Source organism: Streptomyces sp. NPDC014733 (assembly GCF_043083385.1).
GTDB lineage: Bacteria > Actinomycetota > Actinomycetes > Streptomycetales > Streptomycetaceae > Streptomyces.
The window spans coordinates 18,708-38,328 of the sequence record NZ_JBIBYO010000004.1 but is presented as its reverse complement, the minus strand read 5'-3'; the positions used below and the strand labels follow the sequence as shown (position 1 = coordinate 38,328).

General features: G+C 73.1%; 16 protein-coding genes. 7 read left to right on the top strand and 9 right to left on the bottom strand.

Features of this window, described 5'->3' with window-relative positions; translation table 11 throughout:
• Window positions 1-65: 65 nt before the first annotated feature.
• The 3 genes from ACF1BH_RS11565 to ACF1BH_RS11555 all read left to right on the top strand — a co-directional run bounded on the left by ACF1BH_RS11565 (window position 66) and on the right by ACF1BH_RS11555 (window position 2,126).
• Window positions 66-617: a hypothetical protein gene (locus tag ACF1BH_RS11565; protein ID WP_391642249.1), complete on the top strand. Its 552-nt coding sequence runs from the start codon at window positions 66-68 to the stop codon at window positions 615-617.
• Between the two features lie 69 nt (window positions 618-686).
• Complete coding sequence (locus tag ACF1BH_RS11560; RefSeq protein WP_391642248.1) at window positions 687-1,541, top strand: hypothetical protein; 855 nt, start codon at window positions 687-689, stop codon at window positions 1,539-1,541.
• Between the two features lie 60 nt (window positions 1,542-1,601).
• Window positions 1,602-2,126, top strand: a complete 525-nt coding sequence (locus ACF1BH_RS11555) for an ATP-binding protein (protein ID WP_391642247.1) — start codon at window positions 1,602-1,604, stop codon at window positions 2,124-2,126.
• Between the two features lie 72 nt (window positions 2,127-2,198).
• Here ACF1BH_RS11555 and ACF1BH_RS11550 read toward each other — a convergent pair whose 3' ends face one another.
• The 6 genes from ACF1BH_RS11550 to ACF1BH_RS11525 all read right to left on the bottom strand — a co-directional run bounded on the left by ACF1BH_RS11550 (window position 2,199) and on the right by ACF1BH_RS11525 (window position 10,141).
• Window positions 2,199-3,377: an MBL fold metallo-hydrolase gene (locus ACF1BH_RS11550; RefSeq protein ID WP_391642246.1), complete on the bottom strand. Its 1,179-nt coding sequence runs from the start codon at window positions 3,375-3,377 to the stop codon at window positions 2,199-2,201.
• A gap of 126 nt (window positions 3,378-3,503) precedes the next feature.
• Window positions 3,504-5,174, bottom strand: a complete 1,671-nt coding sequence (locus ACF1BH_RS11545) for an amidohydrolase (RefSeq protein ID WP_391642245.1) — start codon at window positions 5,172-5,174, stop codon at window positions 3,504-3,506.
• Entirely contained in the window at window positions 5,171-6,757 is a 1,587-nt protein-coding gene (locus tag ACF1BH_RS11540) for an AMP-binding protein (RefSeq protein ID WP_391642244.1), read from the bottom strand. Before ACF1BH_RS11540 ends, ACF1BH_RS11545 begins: the two co-directional genes overlap by 4 nt.
• Window positions 6,754-7,596, bottom strand: coding sequence for an enoyl-CoA hydratase/isomerase family protein (locus ACF1BH_RS11535; RefSeq protein ID WP_391642243.1), 843 nt, complete (start codon window positions 7,594-7,596; stop codon window positions 6,754-6,756). The genes ACF1BH_RS11540 and ACF1BH_RS11535 overlap by 4 nt, the downstream gene beginning before the upstream one ends.
• 208 nt (window positions 7,597-7,804) lie before the next feature.
• Window positions 7,805-8,506: a TetR/AcrR family transcriptional regulator gene (locus tag ACF1BH_RS11530; RefSeq protein WP_391642242.1), complete on the bottom strand. Its 702-nt coding sequence runs from the start codon at window positions 8,504-8,506 to the stop codon at window positions 7,805-7,807.
• A gap of 129 nt (window positions 8,507-8,635) precedes the next feature.
• Window positions 8,636-10,141: an amino acid permease gene (locus tag ACF1BH_RS11525; RefSeq protein WP_391642241.1), complete on the bottom strand. Its 1,506-nt coding sequence runs from the start codon at window positions 10,139-10,141 to the stop codon at window positions 8,636-8,638.
• Window positions 10,142-10,448: 307 nt separating this feature from the next.
• Between ACF1BH_RS11525 and ACF1BH_RS11520 the strand changes: the two genes are divergently transcribed.
• On the top strand, window positions 10,449-10,889 hold the full coding sequence (locus tag ACF1BH_RS11520) for an acyl-CoA thioesterase (protein ID WP_391642240.1): 441 nt from the start codon (window positions 10,449-10,451) through the stop codon (window positions 10,887-10,889).
• A 183-nt stretch (window positions 10,890-11,072) separates the two neighbouring features.
• On the opposite strand, the gene ACF1BH_RS11515 is transcribed toward ACF1BH_RS11520, so the two are convergent.
• Window positions 11,073-12,944 carry an ABC transporter ATP-binding protein gene (locus tag ACF1BH_RS11515; RefSeq protein ID WP_391642239.1) on the bottom strand — a complete coding sequence of 624 codons (1,872 nt, stop codon included), beginning with the start codon at window positions 12,942-12,944 and terminating at the stop codon, window positions 11,073-11,075.
• A 101-nt stretch (window positions 12,945-13,045) separates the two neighbouring features.
• Window positions 13,046-13,168 (bottom strand): hypothetical protein, encoded by a 123-nt coding sequence (locus ACF1BH_RS11510; RefSeq protein WP_391642238.1) that lies wholly within the window; start codon window positions 13,166-13,168, stop codon window positions 13,046-13,048.
• 290 nt (window positions 13,169-13,458) lie between these two features.
• Here ACF1BH_RS11510 and ACF1BH_RS11505 point away from each other — a divergent pair, with 290 nt between their 5' ends.
• Window positions 13,459-13,998 (top strand): 2'-5' RNA ligase family protein, encoded by a 540-nt coding sequence (locus ACF1BH_RS11505; RefSeq protein WP_391642237.1) that lies wholly within the window; start codon window positions 13,459-13,461, stop codon window positions 13,996-13,998.
• A 50-nt stretch (window positions 13,999-14,048) separates the two neighbouring features.
• Here ACF1BH_RS11505 and ACF1BH_RS11500 read toward each other — a convergent pair whose 3' ends face one another.
• Complete coding sequence (locus tag ACF1BH_RS11500; RefSeq protein ID WP_391642236.1) at window positions 14,049-16,727, bottom strand: NACHT domain-containing protein; 2,679 nt, start codon at window positions 16,725-16,727, stop codon at window positions 14,049-14,051.
• Window positions 16,728-17,037: 310 nt separating this feature from the next.
• Here ACF1BH_RS11500 and ACF1BH_RS11495 point away from each other — a divergent pair, with 310 nt between their 5' ends.
• Window positions 17,038-19,095, top strand: coding sequence for a phosphocholine-specific phospholipase C (locus ACF1BH_RS11495; protein ID WP_391642235.1), 2,058 nt, complete (start codon window positions 17,038-17,040; stop codon window positions 19,093-19,095).
• Window positions 19,096-19,335: 240 nt separating this feature from the next.
• Window positions 19,336-19,620 carry a hypothetical protein gene (locus tag ACF1BH_RS11490; RefSeq protein WP_391642234.1) on the top strand — a complete coding sequence of 95 codons (285 nt, stop codon included), beginning with the start codon at window positions 19,336-19,338 and terminating at the stop codon, window positions 19,618-19,620.
• Window position 19,621: the final 1 nt, after the last annotated feature.

Below are 19,621 nucleotides of genomic sequence, written 5' to 3'. Positions count from 1 at the left end.
CGATCCGTCACAGGAGATTTCACCTCAGTGTTCTCGCCGTACTCGCCTCGCTGGCCGTCGGGGGCATGTCGGCACCGCCACCCTCCGCGTCCGCGCGCGGCGAGCACGCACCGCCGGGGCTCACCCCGCGGGTCACCGCCGCGGAGGCGGTGCCGGGCCTCGCACCGCCCGGCGCCGGGGCGACCGCGGTCTACCGGGACCGCACCGGCCGGGTGCTGGACATGCCCGGAGCCGAGCGCGCGGGCCTGCCCTGGCAGGCCGCGGCGTTCGGGTGCACCCCGGTCAGCGGCCGGGACAACCCGCACCGCTCCGGTACCGGCGTGGCGGCGTCCGGGCACGGCTGGTGGAAGAAGGGAAACTGCAGCAACGACCGTGCCAAGGTGTTCAACTGCCTGTACGAGTGGTATACGGACAACAGCTGGCGCCAGCAGGCGTGTTCCGCCACCGAGACGCTCAAACCCGGTGGCGGGAGCACTCACCGCACGGCGGCCCGGCGCGACTGCCGTGACACACAGCGGACGTCGTGGCGCAACCATGTGGACGTCGATGTGATCGGCGAGATCGACACCGCCGAGAAGCCGATGAACCAGGCCGATGTGGACTGCCGGGTGTACTGAGAGATCCGGGACGGCCTGCCTCTTCCCGGGGCAGGCCGTGGAAGCTGCAGCAGAACCACGGAGGACGATGTGTCGGAACAGGATGCCACCGCACGGCCGGGCATCGTGCCCACGGCTCTCCGCACCGCGGGCACCCTGTTCGCCGCCCTTTACGGTGAGTTGACCCCGCACTCCTGGCACGACCCCCGGTCCGAGCACGACGCCTACCAACTGTTCCACCAGCGCTCACTCGCCATGGGCTGGCTCGACGACCGGGCCGGCGCCGTGGCGGAGGCGGACCCCGTCAGACGCGCGGCCGTCGCCCCGGGGCTGTGGGCCATGAACGACGCCGGGTGGAGTCACCCCCTCGCTGCCCCCGAGCCGCACCTGATCTCGTGGTTCCAGGTCGAGGCCAGCGCGGTCGCGGCGGACCGGCCGCTCCCGGTACAGCCGTTCCTGCGCTGCGCCGAGGACACGACGGCGCGGATCGGGACGGTGCGGCTCGCCGCGGTACAGCTCCTCCTGCCGGTCCAGGGGCTCGACCCCGCGGCGCGCCCGCCCTCCGCGCAGGTGCCGTCGCTGCAGACGGTCGACTGGTTCGGTGAGGAGGACCCGCGGACACGGACGCCGGTGAAGGTCCGCATCGACAGCGGGCGCTCCCCGGTGCTCCCCTCGGTCGCGGCGCAGCTCGCCGAGGGCCTCGGCCGGCGGGAGCAGGGCGTCTTCGCCTGCGGTGCCTCCGAGCTCGCGGACCCGGGCGGTGCGCCGGTGCCGCCGTTCGACGACAGCTTCTGGAACGGCCCGCCGCAGCACGGCGCGACGCTCACCGGTGACCTCGTGGAGTGGTCGTGCGAGGCGATCGGATGGCTGGCCGAGGCCGTCGCCGACTCCGCCGCCGCCCTCGGCGTCCGGACGCCGCTGCTCGTCACCGTCACCCGGACCTGAGCCGCGCGGATCTCCGCGAACGGTGGTCCCCGCGGGCCGTACGGCGCTACCGTCGGGCCCGTGATCGTATGGCTCAACGGCACCCACGGTGTGGGCAAGACGACGACCGGCGCACTCGTGCAGCAGCTGATCCCGGATTCCCGGGTCCTCGATGCCGAGAAGGTCGGTGTGACCCTCATGGACATCACGCCGGGGCTGCCCTGGACGGGTAACTTCCAGCACTGGCCGCCGTGGCGGCCGCTCGTGGTCGAGACCGCCCGCCACGTCCTCGACTACACCGGCGGCACGCTGGTGATGCCGATGACCGTCCTGGTCGAGCAGTACTGGCGCGAGATCAGCGAGGGCCTCGCCCACCACGGCATTCCCGTACGCCACTTCGTCCTCCACGCCGAGGAGGAATCCCTCCGTGAGCGGATCGCGGGGGACACCGTGCTCGGGCCCGATTCCCCCTTCCGCCTCGACCATCTGGAGCCCTACGCCGAGGCGGCCCGCACCTGGCTGCACGCCGAGGCCGAGGTCGTCGACACCACGCACCTCACGCCTGCCGGGGCCGCCGAGCGGATCGCGGCGGCCGTCCGCAGCTGAGCGCCCGGGGCCCGGCGGGGAACGGCGCCAAGCATCGGAGGAAGCAGCGCAGGGCGCCCCGGCTGCCGCAGGTCACCGCCGGGCCAGCGGGATCCGGTCCAGGTCGTTGCCGACCACCACCCGGCCGTCGAAGCCCCGCTGGGCCCGGCGCTGCCAGGAGCCGTGCGGGACCTGGAAGGTGTCCGGCGGGGCGAAGTGGGTGAGGACCAGGGTCGACACCCCGCAGCGCCGGGCGAGCGGTCCGACCTCGGTGACGTCGGTGTGCGCCGCCGCCATGTGGTGCAGCAGCGCTTCGCCGTACCCGGTGCCGTTGCGGTAGAAGTCGAGGTCGATCACCTCGTGGACGAGGATGTCGGCGCCCCGGGCCAGCCGGACCATGTTGTCGGTCGGCGCGGTGTCTCCGGAGAAGACCACCGAGCCGTCCGGGGTGTCGAAGCGGTACGCGAAGCACGGGAAGACCAGCCCGTGGGGGACGAGGACCGCGCTGACGCGGACCGTTCCGTCGTCCATGACCAGGAACGGTTCCATGTCCGGCGCGGTGTTCCCGAGCGGATCGGCGCCCGCCGCGGACGGCAGCGGTATTTCGTGGACGTCGATGTGCGTGTGCGGGTCGGCGGTGCCGGACTCGCGCATGAAGATGTTGCTGCTGTACGCGGTGGCTTCGAGGGACTTCTCCGTCAGGGCCCTCAGGCCCGGTGTCGGATCGGCCGGGCAGACGGTCCCCACCGGCCCGCCGCCGTAGGCGTCCGGCAGCGCGCCCGCCGGACCGGGCCCGTAGGCGTCGAACGGGCACCGCACGCCGTCGCCCCCGCCGTGTGCGGCCAGCAGGACGAAGTTGGCGTAGTCGGCGAGGTGGTCGATGTGCAGATGGGTGACGAAGACCGACGCCAGGTCCTCGAACCGCAGCCCGCTCCGGCCGTACTGGGTGACGGCGGAGCGCCCGCAGTCGACGAGGTACACCTTGCCGCGGACGGAGAGCGCGGAGGCGGTGCCCGCCCGGGTGGCGACCGGCGGGGGACCCCCGGCGGTGCCCAGCAGGAACAGTTCGGTGCCCTCCCGGGAGGGGCGCGCGGGAGCCGGTGGCGACGCGGCGGCCTGAGCCGGGTCCGCGCCGAGGACGGCCCCGCCCGCGGCGAGGGCCGCGGCCGAGGCGCCGAGCAGCCGACGGCGGGAGAGCGGGCCCTCCGCGGCGCGGGGCCCGTCCTCGCCGGACGGGTCGCAGTGGTCACGGCGGCGTTGAACAGGCGTCATGGAACGATTCCTCGGGGCGTGGAGGAGACGGACGCGTCGAGCATATGGATAGTTAAGCGCTTAGGGAAGATGAGGAGTTGAACGGAGAATGCCGCCTGTCTTTCGGTGCTGGTACGTCCGCCGGACTCAGCCTCCGGACGTCACGAGACCGTGCGGATCGTGGGACGGGTGGCCGCCGACGAGCGTGGCCAGAACGCCGATCGCCCCGATACGGTCGGGGGCGCAGGTCGTCGGGTCGGCGTCGAGCACCGTGAGGTCCGCCGACAGCCCGCGGACCAGCCGGCCCTTGCGGTCCGCGGCGCCGGTGGCCCGGGCCGAACCGACCGTCCAGGCGCGCAGCGCCGTGGCGGCGGGCACGCTCTCCTGCGGTCCGAAGGGCGCGCCGGTCTCCGTCAACCGCTCCACCATCGCCTGCATCGCGGCGAGCGGCGCGCCCGGTGCGACGGGCCGGTCGGAGCTGCCCGGCACGGTGAGCCCGAGGTCGAGGAAGGAGCGCAGCCGGTACGCCCAGCCGGCGCGGCGCTCCCCGAGCCCGGTGGCCATGCTCTCGCCGAACGCCGGGATGAAGTTGTGCTGCGGTACGGGCACCACCCCCAAGGACGCGAACGCCGCGAGCTGGTCGGGGCGGACCACCCCCGCATGCTCGACACGGTGGGTCACCCCCGGACGCGGCGCCTCCCGCTGCGCCCGTGCGTACGCCGACAGGGCCAGATCGACGGCGCGGTCACCGATGGCGTGCGCGGCCACCGTCCAGCCCGCCCGGTGCGCGGCGACGACCGTGTCGGCCATCGCGTCCGGATCGTCCTGGAAGTAGCCGGTGTTCTCGTGCGGGCAGCCGCAGAACGGTTCGGTGACGGCGGCGGTCCGCCCGAACAGCGAGCCGTCCAGGAAGATCTTCACCGGCCCGACGGAGAGGGTGTCGTCCCCCAGCCCCGTCCGTATGCCCAGGTCGAGACCGAGCGCGATGCCGTCCTGCGGATGCGCGGTCAGCGGGTGCAGCACATCGGCGGCCACCATCAACTGGGCCCGCGCGCGCAGCCGCCCGGTCTCCCGGGCGTGCTGATAGGCGGCGAGTTCCACGGGGGTGTGGCCGATCCAGCCGCCGCCGATCCCCGCCTCCGTGAAGCTGGTGATGCCCTCGGTGAGGTAATGGCCGGTGGCGCGGTCGACCGCCGCGGCGACCGTCTCCACGGAGTACGGCAGCACCTGGTCCTGGACGAGGCGCTGTGCGGTCTCCTCCAAAAGCCCGTCCGGCCGTCCGTCCGCGTCCCGCGCCACGACCCCGCCGGGCGGATCGGCGAAGCCCGGCTCCAGGGCGCCGGCCGCCCGCAGGACCGGCGAGTTGACGATACAGCCGTGCCCCGAGGCGTGCTTGAGCCAGACGGGCCGCCCGCCCGCCGCCCTGTCCAGCGCGTCCCGGTGGGGCCGGCGGCCGCCCGGGGCGCCGGGGACCAGACCCGCGCCGACGACCCACGCCCCGGCGGGCAGCTGCGCCGCGTGCGCCGCGACCGCCGCGTACACCTCATCCGGATCGTGCATCCCGGACAGATCGAGCTGACCCAGCGTCATCCCGAACCAGGCGGTGTGGCAGTGCGCGTCGTTGAAGCCCGGGACGACGGTCGCGCCGCCGGCGTCGAGCACCCGGGCCGCGGCGAGGTGGGCCACCTCCTCGTCGAGTCCGACGACGCGGCCGTGCAGCACCCCCAGGGTGCGGGCCGTGGGCCGCCGGTCGTCGAGGGTCAGGATGCGCGCGTTGCGCACCAGCAGATCGAGCAGCACGGGGTTTCCTCTCCTCACCGCCACACCTTGTCCTGGCGGTCGTACGTCCGCCCCGCGGGTGCGGGGCGCTTGCGGAGTTCGCCCTTGGCGACGCGCTCCGACGGGGTCATCGGGAGCCGGTCGCGCAGCTCCCAGTAGCGGGGCACCTTGAAGGCGGCCAGCCGCTCGCCGCAGTGGGCGGCCAGCTCGTCCGGGCCGGGCGCCGGACCGTCGCCGTCTGGCACGACGTACGCCTTGATCTCCTCGCCGCGCAGCTCGTCGGCGACCGGGACGACGGCGGCCAGCCGGACCCGTGGATGCGCGGTGAGCACCTCCTCCAGCTCGGCCGCCGCGACGTTCTCACCGCTGCGCCGGATCATGTCCTTGAGCCGGCCCCGGAAGTGGACCCGGCCCTCCCCGTCCAGATGGCCGAGGTCCCCGGTGTGGAACCAGCCGTCGGCGAACGCCGCCGCCGTCTCGTCCGGGCGGCCGAGATAGCCCGCCATCATGCCGGGGCCGCGCAGCTGGATCTCGCCCACCGTGTGGGCCGGGAGCGCGGCGCCGTCCGGCCCGGCGATCCGGACGGAGCGGTGGCGCAACGGCCGTCCGATGCAGCCGCTGCCCACGGCCGCATCGTGGTCCGCGGGCCCGACGCGCAGATCCGCACCGGTCTCCGTCATCCCGAACGCCTCGTACCACGGGACGCCCCAGCGCTCCTCCAGCCGGGCGTGGAGCGCGGGCGGGATGGCGGAGCACTGGACGGCGCGGACGCGGTGGGCGCGGTCCTCGGGGTGCTCCGGCATCCGCAACAGCAGCGCGGGCATCAGGCCCAGGCAGTAGAAGTACGTGACGCGGTGCTCCCTGACCTTCTGCCAGAAGGTGGTCGGGTGGAACCGGTCCAGGACGACGAGACGGCTGCCCGCGAGGAGGGCCGCGGCGACGTTCCACTGCGGGTCGATGTAATGGAACGGCTGACAGGTGAGCAGTGTGTCCTCCGGCCCCAGGTGCGGGAACTCGGTGACCAGGCTGCCCGCCAGCGACAGCCAGTAGCCGTGCGGCAGCAGACAGCCCTTGGGGCTGCCGGTGGTCCCGGAGGTGTACTGGATGTTGACGAGTTCACCGGGCCCGGGCGGACCGCCGGGCGATACGGGGGCCGGCACGGCGGGCGGTGCCGCCCCGTCGACGTACCGGACGGCGCGCAGCGTCGGCACGGATACCAGCAGCTCCTCCGCCATCGGCCGGAACTCCTCGCTCGTGACGAGGAGAGGGGCGCCGGAGTCCCGCAGTACGTGCTCCGCGTCGTGGCTGCGGTAGGCCGTGTTGACCGGCACCATCGCGGCGCCGAGGGCGGCCAGGGCCAGCCAGGTGAGCGGGAACTCCGGGCGGTTGCGGAGCAGCACGGCGACCCGGCCGTCCCGGCCGACACCGGCCGCGCTCAGCTCCGCCGCCGTCCGCCGGACGCCGCGCGCGACCTCGGCGAAGGTGACGTCCTGCCCGTACTCGTCGAACGTCCAGGCCACCCGGCCGGGCCACCGGGCTGCCGCCCGCTCCACGAGCGTCGCCAGATCGGGCACGGACTCCGGCGGCAGACCCGCACACCCCGGGGCGTCGTACCGGCTCATCGTCCGCCCTCCCGGACCGGCGCGGGCGCCTGGGCGAACGCCTGCCGGGGGCGCTCGTGTTCGCCGCTCTCCCCGGTGAGCTGGGCCGCCGACACCTCACGTGTCAGGGCCTGGTCGACGGTGCCGTCCAGCCCCTCGTCGATCAGCTGCTTGGCGAGCGCGAGCGCGAACGGCGGCCGCGCGGCGAGGGCGGACGCCAGCTCCGTCGCCACGGCCTCGTGCCGCCCGGGCGCGCTGACCCGGGTGATCAGGCCAAGCTGCTGCGCCTCCCGGGCGTCGAAGTGCTCGCCCAGCAGCACGAGTTCCTTCGCCTTGACCGCGCCGACGGCGGTGGTGAGCAGCCGGGAGACGCCGCCGGTCACGCTGAGCCCGACGCCGACCTCCGGGAAGCCGAAGCGGGTGTCCTCCGCCGCGACGACCAGATCGCAGGAGAGGGCGAACTCGCAGCCCGCGCCCAGCGCATAGCCGTGCACGGCCGCCACGACGGGGAAGGGGGCGTTCCGGATCAGCCGGGTCACGTCCTGGATGCGCTCCAGCCGGGCGCGGGTGCCCGCGGCGTCCGTCCGCGCGGGCTCGGCCTTGAGGTCGTGACCGGAGCAGAAGGCCCGGCCCGCGCCGCACAGGACGGCTGCGCGCACACCGTCGTCGGCCGCCCGGCGCAACGCCGCCAGCAGATCGTCGACGAGCTGTCCGGTCACCGCGTTCAGCCGGTGCGGCCGGGAGAGCCGGATGCGCGCGATGCCGTGGTCGAGGACCGTGTACGCGACGCGGGGATCCCCGGCGCCGTCGGCCGGCCGGGCGCTGTCCGCCGTACCGGTGGGGATGGTGTCAGTAGCCACAAGGTGCTCCTCGGGAGTCGCCGAACAGCGCGCACGTTACTCTATCGATCGGTCGATCGATAGAGTCGGTTGTGCGGAAGCGCGGCCCGGTGGACGGATGGATGCACGGCGTCCGAAGCGGGGCCGTGGCGAGCGAGGGCGCGGCCGTACGCCGCTGCGCGAGGTGCCGTACGGAAAGGGGCGGCGCGGAAGGTGAAGAGACGGCCCGTCAGGCCGTGGTGGGCGCGCTTGCGCCCAGGCTGACCTGCCAGATCTCCTCCACCAGCGCCCGCGCCGCCTGGATCTCGGCGGGCTCGGGGCGCGGCATCGTGTGCGCCGGGACGCCGAGCAGCTGCAGGGCCAAGCGCGCATGGGCCGTCGCCACACCGTCGAGGGCGATCGAGCCGTCGGGGGAGTACCACTTGGCCACCCCGGAACACATCTCCAGCAACGCCATGCGCGCGAAGGTCCGGTCGGGCACCGTGAACAGCCCGGAGGCGCAGCCGTTGGCGATGGCGCGCCGCCAGTGGTCCTCGTACGCGTCCCGGAGCGCCACCATCGCCGTACGGCGCTCGGGCCCGAGCGCCTCCAGCTCGTTGTCGACCACGGCGGTCTCCTCAGGGCGCAGCGCATGCGTGAGCACATGGACGTGCACCAGCCGCACGATCTGCGCCTGCGGGTCGGCCGCGTCCGCGGTGACCCGGCCGGCGGCGTCGTTCAGCCGGTCGAGGCTGGCCCGCATGATGGCGGCGAGCAACTCCTCCTTGGTGCCCATGTAGTGGTAGAGCGTCGCGGACGACATGCCCGCGCCCTCGGCCAGCTCCCGGATGCCCACACCGTGGAAACCTTTCGCGGCGAACAGCCGGATCGCCGCGTCCCAGACCTGGCGACGTGCCTGCGCGCCGGCGCGTGTACTGGGGGCCTTGGCCACGGGACGATCCTTCGCTCGGAGCGGGCACGCTGGACGGACGGCCCCAGTTTACCGCGCCCTATCGGCCGATCGATCGGCAAGCGGCGCAGCGGACGGCCCCGGGAGGGGAGCCCGCCGCCCCGGACACCGCTACCGCGCGGCCTCGGCGCCTCTGCGCGCCCGCCGTTGCCGCACCACCCCCACGCCGGCCGCCGCCACGGTGACCGCCAGCGTCAGGAAGAGCGAGCGCTGGGTGGTGGCGTCGAAGGCCAGCAGTACGAGGACCGCCGCCAGGGCCGTGACGACCGTCCACGACAGATAGGGGTAGGCCCACATCCGTACCGCCGGCGTCCGCCCGAGGCGCTCCGCCCGCATCCGGCTGCGGATCTGGCACGCCGCCACGCACAGATACATGAGCACGATCACCGCCCCCGTGGAGTCCAGGAGGAAGGTGAAGATCGTGGCGGTCCCGGCGAAGTACTTCGAGGCGAGGGTGAGCAGCCCGGCCAGCGCGGCGACGAGCACGGCGGGTACCGGCACGCCGCGTGCGTTGGTCCGCGCGAAGAGGCGCGGCGCCTCGCCCTTCCGGGCCAGCGCGAAGAGCATCCGGGACGCCGTGTAGAGCCCGGAGTTCAGACAGGACGCCACCGCGACCAGGACGATCAGGTCCATGATGCGGCCCGCCTGCGGCACGCCCAGCGCGTCGAGCGCCGCCGAGTACGGGCTCGCGGTGACGCTCGCCCGGTCGTACGGCAGCAGCGTGACGATGACCCCGATGGAGCCGATGTAGAAGATGAGGATGCGTGCGGTGGTGGAGCGGATCGCCTTGCGCACGGCCTCCGCCGGGCGCGGCGCCTCGCCCGCCGCGATGGTGACGACCTCGGCGCCGCCGAACGCGAAGATCACGGTCAGCACGCTCGGCAGCACCGCGTACCAGCCCTCCGGGGCGAAGCCGCCGTGCCCGAGGAGGTTGGCCGTGCCGGGGGAGTCCGTACCCGGCAGCAGCCCCGCGACGGCCAGTAGGCCCAGCCCGATGAAGGCGACGATCGCCACCACCTTGACCAGGGCGAACCAGTACTCCGCCTCGCCGAACGCGGCCACATGGATCAGATTGGACGCGGTGAGCGCGGCGAGCAGCACCAGCGACGCCACCCAGGCGGGGACCGCCGGTACGAGATGATGGGCCAACTCCCCGCCGATGACCGCCTCCAGGCCGACCGTCACCCACCACGAGTAGGCGTAGAGCCAGCCGATCGCGAGCCCGCACCAGCTGCCGAACTCCCGCGAGGCGTAGTGCGCGAACGAGCCGGTGCTCGGGTCCGCCACGGCCAGTTCGGCGAGCATCCGCATCACGAGGATGACCAGCAGTCCCGCGATGGCGTACGAGAGCAGCGCCGCCGGGCCGGTGCTGCGGATGACCGTGCCCGACCCCACGAACAGGCCCGCGCCGACCACCCCGCCGATGGCGATCATGCTCATCTGCCGGTTCCGCAGGCCGCGCTTGAGCCCGGATTCGCCGTCCGGCTGCCCGGCGGCCGTACCGGAGCCTCCGGCGGTCGGCCTTCCGGTGTCCGGACGGGTCGTCGCCGTGGCGAGGGGGCGGGGCGCGGCCTCGGGCGGTGGTGCCTGTCGGGGTGCTGCGGAGTCCCGGGTCATGACCTCTCCCTAGCTCGATCGATCGATCGATTGATTTGCGACAAGGTAGGGCCGGAACCGGGCCAGGACAAGACTTCTCACCGAGGCGATTCCCCTAGGCGCCCCACATGCCCTGGTCATCCCGTGATCGCCCGGCCGCGGAGGCGCCGGTGGGGCGAGGCGGGGCAGTGGGAGCCGGTGCGGCGGAAGCGTTGCGCCGCATCGGATCGGCGCCCTAGGCTATCGAACGATCGAGTGGGGGAGCCGGACGCGCACCCACCCGTACGCCCCCGCCACGAGGCAGTGAGCGGCCAGCCGGAGGAGCACCGTGGACGTCCCGCATCTCACCCACACCGCGCCGGTGCACTTCGACGAATTCGACGCCAACGGCCATCTGCACAACGCGCGGTACGCCCTGTACGTCGAACGCGCGACGACCGTGGCGTTCGCCGGGGCCGGATACGACACCCGGAGCGCCGTGGAGCGCCATCCCGACCTGCGTTACGTGGTACGCCAGTTCGCCATCGAGTTCCAGGCCCCGGTCGACAGCACGGACCGGCTCGCCGTCGACCTGTGGCTGACGCGTCTGGGGCGTACGAGCATGGTGTGGCGCTTCCGCGTCCGGCAGGGCGACGACCCGCCGCCCCGGGCCACGGGCACCCGAACCCTCGTCAAGGTCGGCCCGGACGGACGGCCGTCCCCGTGGTCCCCCACGATGCGGGGCTGGTACGAGGAGCTGTGCGCGGGCCCGGTGCCGACGCGCGCCTGACGCCTCCCCGGAGCCCGGGGAGGCGGGGCGGACGACCGCCTGGTGCGGAGGCGGGGCGGAAGCCGTCCGGTACCGGCGGCCCGTGAGGAGCGGGCCGCCGGTACCGGGAGCGTCAGCGACGCCGTCGCGGGCGAGGCCACGGGCGGGCCGTGCCGGGCCGGTCTCCCGCCGCCCCGGGGCGGATCACGCGGGCGCCTCGTGCCGGTCGTCCCCGCCGCGCGCCGAGTCGGAGGTGATCTGGCAGGCCAGCAGATCCCGGAACAGCCCTTCCTCTGCGGCGAGTTGCCCGTAGGTGCCCTGCTGGACGATCCGGCCCGCGTCGAGGACGACGATCCGGTCGGCCACGGCCAGGTTGGCGAGCCGGTGGGTCACCAACAGGACCACCTGGTTCCGGGCGAGGGCCCGCAGCCGCTGGAAGATCCGGAACTCGGCCAGCGGATCCAGATTGGCCGTCGGCTCGTCGAGCACCAGCAGTCCCGCCTCCCGGAAGAACGCCCGCGCGAGGGCGATGCGCTGCCACTGACCGCCGCTCAGCTCCTCCCCGTTGAGCCATTCACGGGCGAGCAGCGTGTCCAGCCCCGAACCGAGCGCCTCGACGACCTCGTCGGCACCGGCGGCCGCGCAGGCCTCCCGCACCGCCGCGTCACCACGCGGTGAAGGCTGCCCCAGCGTGACGTTCTCACGTGCGCTCAACGGCCACCGCGCGTACTCCTGCGGTACGAGGGCCACCTGCCGCCACAGCGCCTGCGGATCGGCGTCGCCGGTGGCGAGACCGTCCCACCGGACCTGCCCGGACGTCGGCAGACACAGGCCGCTGACCAGCTTCGACAGCGTCGATTTCCCCGAGCCGTTGAAGCCCACCAGCGCCGTCACCTCGCCCCGGCGCAGGGTGAGGGAGACGTCGGAGAGGGCGGGACGGTCCTTGCCGGCGTAGTGGTGGGTGACCGACGCGATCTCGATCCGCTCGGGCGGTCCGGGACACCTGTCACCCCGCCGCATCCGGAAGCCGCCGGCACGGTCGAGGAAGCCGCTCCAGTCGTCCATGTAGAGCCCGGTGCGTACGGCACGGGCGCCCACGCTCACCAGGCCGCGGACCGCCTGTCCCACCGTCTGCAGCGCGAAGACGGCGGTACCGGCGTGCCCGACGCTGATCCGCCCGGTGGCCAGCAGGAAGACGACCGCCGCCCAGACCACCGCCGAGCCCACGCCGCCGCACACCGCCCCGACCAGGGACATCCGGGCCCCCTTGTCGGCCGCGGTCCGGTCCTCGCGGTTGATCCGGGCAACCGTGTCGCGGTACCGGCCGGACAGGAACGCGGCCATGGTGCCCGCCCGGATCTGATCGGCGGCCTCCCGCGTGAAGATGTGCCACCGCAGCACGGAGAGCATCCGGTTGGCGCCGTTGCTCCGCAGGTTCGCCAGGTAGCGGACCCGGGCGGCACTGACCTGCGCCAACGCCTGCGGGAGGCTGGCCGCCACCAGCAGCGGGAGCAGCACCGGGTGCACCCCGGCCAGGACGACGGCCCCGGCGAGGAACGAGGCCGAGGAGGCGATCAGGTCCTGTCCCTCGTCGATCAGATCGCCGGTGACCTGGGCCCCGCGGTCGGCGGCCTCACGGTCGCGGTTGAAGGTGGGCTCGTCGTACGCGCACAACTCCACCTCGGCGCAGGCCGCCAGCAGCATCTGCTCGGCCTCCCGCGACATCAGCGGCCGCAGCCGCGAAGAGAGCCAGGTGACCGTGATCCCGAGGAGCGCGCGGACGCCGGAGGCGCCTGCCAGCAGGGCCACCGACGGCCATGCGCCGAGCAGCCGCTGGTAGACATCGCCGCTGGTCAGCAAGGCGGTGAGGGTGCCGCTGATGGCGACCAGCCCCAGGGCCTGCATCACCCCGGCGACCGCCTGGCACACCAGGAGGCCGACGGTCGCCGCACGGTCGACGCGCCAGGCGAGCGCCAACGACCGGCGCACCAGCCGGGGCAGCCGCCGGGCCATGTCCCGCATCCGGATCGACCGCCCGGCCGCTTCCCGGCTACCGGTCACGTCCACGTACCGCATCGTCGCCCCGGGGCCGGCCTCCGCCGCGGGCGGTGCCCCGCGACCGGGCGGGGCGGTGCGCGGCCCCGGAACCTTCTCCGCCGAACCATCGCCGGACCCGCTCACGCCGCCCACCCCCGATCCGGGCGCGCGGAAGCGCCGGTGCCGTCGGTGCCGTACGGGGGTGTGGTGAGCCGCTGTCCGCGCAGCAGAGGGTGGTGTGCGGGGCGAGGGGTGGGGTGCATCGTGGCTCCTTCGGGCCGGGTACCGGTCTGTCACGGCGTCCAACGAGATGACCCGGCATTTCGAACACATGTGTTTCGGACGCCGCGAGAACCCCGTACCGGAGCGAAAAGATGTTCGTTCCGCCTACACCGACCCTTGGCGGACGGGGACCGCCCGCGGCAGCGACGTGACCGAAACGCCGAGGGTCCTGCTCCCGCTCCGTCGAAGAGCTACGCGTTCCGTCGTGGCAGCTGCGGGAGCACAGGGCCGTGAGCGCAGACAGCGGTGGGGGCTGGGAGGATGCTGTGTCATGGCGGACAACGGTGCGAGTACGTTCCAGGCGGGTCGGACAGGGCTCATCGTCAGGATCCCGGAAGCGGAGCCGGTCGTTCGGAGCTGGCGCGAGCGGTGCGATCCGTCGGCGCGGGCAGGGGTCCCGGCTCATCTGACGGTGCTCTTCCCGTTCCTCGACGAGAGCCGGACGGACGGGCGCGTCCGCTCGGCGCTGTCGGACATCCTGGGTCGGCATCGCGCCTTCGACCTGCGGTTCGAGAGCTTGGGACGGTTTCCCGGATGCCTGTTTCTCCGCCCTGAGCCGGATACGCAGTTGCGCCGGCTCACCGAGTCGGTCGTCGGGCGGTGGCCCGAGGCGCCTCCCTACGGCGGCCGGTTCGCCGAGGTCGTCCCGCATCTGACCGTCGCCGACGGCCAGGACGATGCGGTCCTGGAAGAGATCGAGGCGGACCTCTCCGGCGAACTCCCCGTCGCCTCCCGCGTCTCGTCGGTCGACCTGATGGCGTACGACGGCGCCGCCTGGCACCTGCGGGAGTCCTTCGCGCTCCGCGGTTGAGCGGCGCCGTGACGGCGAGGGGAAGACGGGTCAGGCCCGCCCGTCGCTGCCTACGGCCCCGGTGGCCCCAGTGGCTCCGGGTCGTCCCGGTGGGCGAAGACGATCTGCACGGAGTCGGGGATGGTGTGGGCGTCGAGCGGGTGGGGTGGGTTCGGGAGGACGAGGGTGCGGAGGCGGGGGAAGCGGGCGAGCCAGTTCATGCTGCGGAAGACGGTGGTGTAGCCCTCCCGCAGCCACAGGTGGGTGAGCCGTTCCGGGGACAGGTGGGAGGCGAGGTCGCCGGGGTGGTGGGTGCCGAGGATCTGGATCCGGGCCCGGCCGCCCATCGCGCTCAGCGCACGGAGGTGTTCGGTGCTGGCGGCGGTGAAGTACAGCTCGTCGTCCTCCGGGAGGTGGGAGATGATCTCCTCGGCGTAGGCGGCGCAGTCGAAACGGTGCCATGACCAGGCCAGTTGACGTCGCACGGCCAGGGAGGGATGCGTCCGGAAGCCGGTCAGATAGGCGATGGCGGCGTTGGAGGCCAGCCGGGTGGCGGTGATGACGCAGGCCTCTGCCTGGTCGTCGTCGAGGTTGTCCGGCCCGGGCAGCATCGCGATCATGTTCGGTCCGCCGTACTCGGCAAGTCGCCGGGCGGCCCCGGGGGAGCCCGGCGGCAGCAGGTCGCGGGTCAGAAGCATGATGTTCGCCTGGAGCATCGAGTCCACCTCGGGGGCATGGTCCAGGCAGGACCGCGCCAGCAGGACGCGGCGCAACGGCAGCCGTCGCCCCTTGAGGGGCTTCGACGCGGGAGCCTTGCGGGCCCGTTGGAAGTGGAGTTGGGGACGCCCCGAGCTCGCGCCCTCGGGGGGCTGGGTGTCGTCGAGGACAGGGACGATCCCGCGCAGGATGCGGGCCCGTTCGTCCGGCCGGCCGTGCGCCACGGCCATGCGGATGACGTCCTCCCACTGGGGGTTCTCGGCGTTGTTCTCCAGCCACGGGAAGTCCCGGGCCTCGACGATGGCCTTGGCGGCCAAGTAGTCCTGGAACGTGCGGTGGATGAAGTCCACCGTGTCGGTCGTGGGCTGCCGCAGCACCCCGCTGCGGTCCAGCAGGTACCGGAGCACGCTCTCCGCATCGGCGTCGATGTGCGTCATCGACGGCAGATGGTCGGCGAGGATGGCGTGTGCGTCGTCCCGGCCCATCTCGGAACGGTCGTTGCGCACCATCCAGTGGGCGATCCGCTGCAACAGCGCGATCTGCGGTTCCTTCCCGATCCGCAGATCGCCCGGGCGGTGCATTCCGCGTTCGAGGTCGCGGCGTTCCAGCAGCATGGCGAGGGCGGCGTCGTAGAGCTCCTTACGGTCCTCGGGCAGAAACCCGTGGCGCTCGCGGTGGAGGGCACACAGCAGGCCGCACATCAGGGGGTTGACGGCCAGTTCTCCCAGATACGGCTTGGTGCGGACGGCCATCAGCAGGGCCTCGGCCCTTTCGTCCCCGGCGCGCGCCGCCGTGTGCCAGCGCCGGATGAACGCGGTGATGTCCTCCTCCGTCATGGGCATCAGGGACAGTTCCTCGAACGTGTCCGACCGCAGCCAGTCGTCATGGACCGCGGAGGGCCGCGTCGTCACCAGCCACAGATTCCGCTCGGGGAAGGAGGCGATGAGTTTGTGCAGCCACTGCCGGGCGGCCTCGCGCATGTGGCGGGGGACCTCGTCCACCCCGTCGACGAGCAGCAGCCCGCGGCCGGCGGTGAGCACCCGCTCCGCCCACCCGTCGGGGTCCGTCAGGGGGAACCCCACCGAGGAGAGGAATTCCGCCGGACGGGGCAGCTTCCCCCGGGCGAGGGTCCGCAGCGGGAGGACGAACGGGACCCGGCCGCGCAGCGCCCCCAGCTCGTCCGGGAGTTTCTCCCGGGCGGTGGAGACGGCCAGCCACTGCAGCAGCGTCGTCTTGCCGGAGCCCGCCAGACCGCGCAGCAACACCCGGTCGCGTCCCGCGAGGATGCGTTCGGTGGGGACGGGCACCGCCGGGCCCTGCCGGGTCTCCGTCTCCAGGGAGATGTAGGCGGTGTCGAGCTGCCATTCGCGGGCGTGGCGCAGATCCAGCCCGTAGATCGTCAGCTCGCTGTGGCGGCGCACGAGGTGTTCCGCGTACCGGGCCTCGAACTCCGCGTCCCGCGAATCGACGCTGGGGAGGCGGTCCAGCAACGTCGACGTGTCGGAGCGGATGAGCCCCTGCCGCCGGGTCTGCTCCACGAGGGTGCGGGCCACGAAGGTGGAGCGCTGGGTGAAGAAGTGGAGGATGTGCCGGCAGGCCACGCGCAGGACGGCGTCATGGAGGACCACGGCGTCCTGCGACAGGAACAGGAAGGTGGCGGGAGGGACGTGTTCCTTCAGGCGGTCCGCCAGTTTGCCCTCGCCCAGCTCGACCGCTTGGACGTCATCCATGTCCAGGTCGCCGAGCGCGTGCAGGGTGAAGGCGAGGGCGTGCGCGGTGGCGGCCGCTTCGTCCGGGGCGGGCCGGTCACCGGACGGCAGCGGCTCGACCGCCCGCCGTACCAGCTCCGACGCCAGTTTGTGCAGATCCTTCTCGCTCAGCCGCTTCTTCTCACCGCGGAAGGAGAGCCACCCCGACATCCGTACCGGACGCTCCACCACGCCCGCGCCGGGCCCGTCCGCGACGAGCAACTTCCGTACCAGCGGCTGGAGTGCGGCCGTCCCCAGCCGCGTGGCGATGACCGACGGATCCATCAAGCAGCCCCTCCCGTACGCCGTGCCGTGTCCGGCCGTGCGGGTCGAGTATGGCGGATCTTCCGCGGCGGATCTCCCGGCCGAGGGAGCCCGGGGCTGCTGGGGGATCAGCGGCCCCCGGGCAGCCGCGCCGCTCCCTCGGCCCCGCCTCCTCCGGATCCGCCGCCCCCCCCGGACACCTCCCGGCAGCCTTGCCCTCTTCCCGGCGCCCGTACCTCTTGGAACACTCGCCTCTCGGTCCTGTCCCGCACCGTCTGCCACCACGCCGCCCGACCACGGCGTACGTCCCCCACACCAAGAGGTCCAGGCCATGCCAGAGCTCAACCGCCGCAGGTTCCTTCAGATCGCCGGCGCGACCGCGGCGCTCTCCGCGCTGTCGGGCAGCATCGCCCGCGCCGCGTCCATACCGGCCCGCCGCAGCACCGGAACCCTCAAGGACGTCGAGCACATCGTCGTACTGATGCAGGAGAACCGGTCCTTCGACCACTACTTCGGCACGCTGAAGGGCGTACGCGGCTTCGGCGACCCGCGCCCGGTGACGCTGCCGAGCGGCAAACCCGTCTGGCACCAGTCCGACGGCACCACGGACCTGCTGCCCTACCACCCGGACGCCGAGGACCTCGGCATGCAGTTCATCCAGGGCCTCAACCACGACTGGGCGGGCGGCCACCAGGCGTGGAACGGCGGCGGATACGACCGGTGGATCGCCGCCAAGGGCACCGGAACGATGGCCCACCTCACCCGGAAGGACATCCCCTTCCACCACGCCCTCGCCGACGCCTTCACCGTCTGCGACTCCTACCACTGCTCGATGATCGGAGCCACCGACCCCAACCGCTACTACCTCTTCTCCGGCCACGCCGGGAACGACGGCAAGGGCGGCGGCCCGGTCCTCGGCAACGAGGAGGCCGGATACGGCTGGACGACCTACCCGGAGCGGCTGGAACAGGCCGGAATCTCCTGGAAGGTCTACCAGGACATCGGCGACGGCCTGAACGCCGACGGCGGCTGGGGCTGGATCGACGACGCCTACCGCGGCAACTACGGCGACAACTCCCTGCTCTACTTCACCAGATACCGCGACGCCCAGCCGGGCGACCCCTTCCACGACAAGGCCCGCACCGGCACCGACGCCAAGAACGGCGACGGCTACTTCGACCACCTCAAGGCCGACGTCCAGGCCGGAAAGCTGCCGCAGATCTCCTGGATCGCCGCCCCCGAAGCGTTCAGCGAACACCCCAACTGGCCCGCCAACTACGGTGCCTGGTACGTCTCGCAGGTCCTCGATGCCCTCACCTCCAACCCCGAGGTGTGGAGCCGAACGGCGCTGTTCCTGACCTACGACGAGAACGACGGCTACTTCGACCACGTCCTGCCGCCCTTCCCGCCGGCCTCCGCCGACCAGGGCGCCTCGACCGTCGACACCGCCCTCGACCACTTCCCCGGCAACGCCACCTACGCCGCCGGCCCCTACGGGCTGGGCCAGCGCGTCCCCATGCTCGTCATCTCCCCGTGGAGCACCGGCGGGTACGTCTGCTCCGAGGTCTTCGACCACACCTCCGTGATCCGCTTCATGGAACGCCGCTTCGGCGTCGGGGAACCGAACATCTCCCCCTGGCGGCGCGCCATCTGCGGCGACCTGACCTCCGCCTTCGACTTCTCCCTCCAGGACACCGCCCCCGCCGCCCTGCCCGGCACCGGCGCCTACGAACCGCCGGACAGGGACCGCCACGACAGCTACGTCCCGCACCCGCCCGCCACCCCGGCCCTCCCCGAGCAGGAATCCGGCTCCCGCCCGGCCCGTCCGCTGCCCTACGCCCCGCTGGTGGACGGCGCCGCCGCCCCCGGCACCGGTAAGTACACCCTCACGTTCAGCGCCGGTGACGACGCCGGGGCGTGCTTCACCGTCATCGCGGGCAACCGCACCGACGGCCCGTGGACCTACACCACCCACGCCGGCGCGCGGCTCTCCGACACCTGGAACACCGCCTACTCCCACGGCGTCTACGACCTGTCGGTCTTCGGCCCCAACGGCTTCCTGCGCACCTTCAGGGGCACCGGCACCACCACCGGCCCCGAGATCACCGCCCGGCACGACGCCACCACCGGCAACCTCACTCTGACCCTCACCCACCCCGGCGCCACCGACTGCCACCTGACCCTCACCAACGCCTACGACGACACCACCGCGACCCTCACGGTCCCCGCGGGCGGCAGCCTCCGGCACACCGTGGACCTGCGTGCCGGAAAACGCTGGTACGACCTGTCCGTCGTCTCCGACTCCGACCCCGCCTATCTGCGCCGCCTCGCCGGGCATGTGGAAACCGGCGAGCCGGGCGTCAGCGACCCGGGGCTCCTCACCGCTTGAGGAACGGGAGCGATGCCGCCGGGCTGACGCACCGACGGGGCGTCAACTCGGCGGTCTCACGGTGCGGATGAGGGCGTGACCGCGGCCGGGACGCGGGTGCGTGTCATACCTGGGTAGCGCCCGGCGTCCGCGCGGAGTCTGATCACGGCCGTCGGAGTGAAGTCCACGGGGTGATGCGCCGTCCCGTCCCGGTACGCGATCGTCGTGGCGATCACGGAGACGACCGGAAGGAACGGACCCGTGCGCACACGACGCTGGGCCCCTCTGCTCGCCACGGGCGCCCTCGCCGTACTGGCCCCCGCCCCGCCGCCCGCGCAGGCATCCGCGGCGGACCCGCTCTACCGCTTCCACCGCCAGCGCCCGGCATGGCACCGCTGCGCCGCCGCGACACCCGCCGCCTTCTGGTCCGTCGTCCGCGGCGACACGGCCTGGCCCCGCGACCTCGCTCAGTACCGGCGCGCCGCGGCCCGCGACCTCATCTGCGAGGCTCCCGGCGCCCCCGCAAGGAGGGCACCGGCACGCTGAC

What these genes read in the sequence shown, in the direction of transcription:
- ACF1BH_RS11565 (WP_391642249.1), top strand. Translation starts at nt 66, where the DNA reads ATGTCGGCACCGCCACCCTCCGCGTCCGCGCGCGGCGAGCACGCACCG.
- ACF1BH_RS11550 (WP_391642246.1), bottom strand. Translation starts at nt 3,377, where the DNA reads ATGACGCCTGTTCAACGCCGCCGTGACCACTGCGACCCGTCCGGCGAG.
- ACF1BH_RS11540 (WP_391642244.1), bottom strand. Translation starts at nt 6,757, where the DNA reads ATGAGCCGGTACGACGCCCCGGGGTGTGCGGGTCTGCCGCCGGAGTCC.
- ACF1BH_RS11525 (WP_391642241.1), bottom strand. Translation starts at nt 10,141, where the DNA reads ATGACCCGGGACTCCGCAGCACCCCGACAGGCACCACCGCCCGAGGCC.
- ACF1BH_RS11515 (WP_391642239.1), bottom strand. Translation starts at nt 12,944, where the DNA reads ATGCGGTACGTGGACGTGACCGGTAGCCGGGAAGCGGCCGGGCGGTCG.
- ACF1BH_RS11510 (WP_391642238.1), bottom strand. Translation starts at nt 13,168, where the DNA reads ATGCACCCCACCCCTCGCCCCGCACACCACCCTCTGCTGCGCGGACAG.
- ACF1BH_RS11505 (WP_391642237.1), top strand. Translation starts at nt 13,459, where the DNA reads ATGGCGGACAACGGTGCGAGTACGTTCCAGGCGGGTCGGACAGGGCTC.
- ACF1BH_RS11500 (WP_391642236.1), bottom strand. Translation starts at nt 16,727, where the DNA reads ATGGATCCGTCGGTCATCGCCACGCGGCTGGGGACGGCCGCACTCCAG.
- ACF1BH_RS11495 (WP_391642235.1), top strand. Translation starts at nt 17,038, where the DNA reads ATGCCAGAGCTCAACCGCCGCAGGTTCCTTCAGATCGCCGGCGCGACC.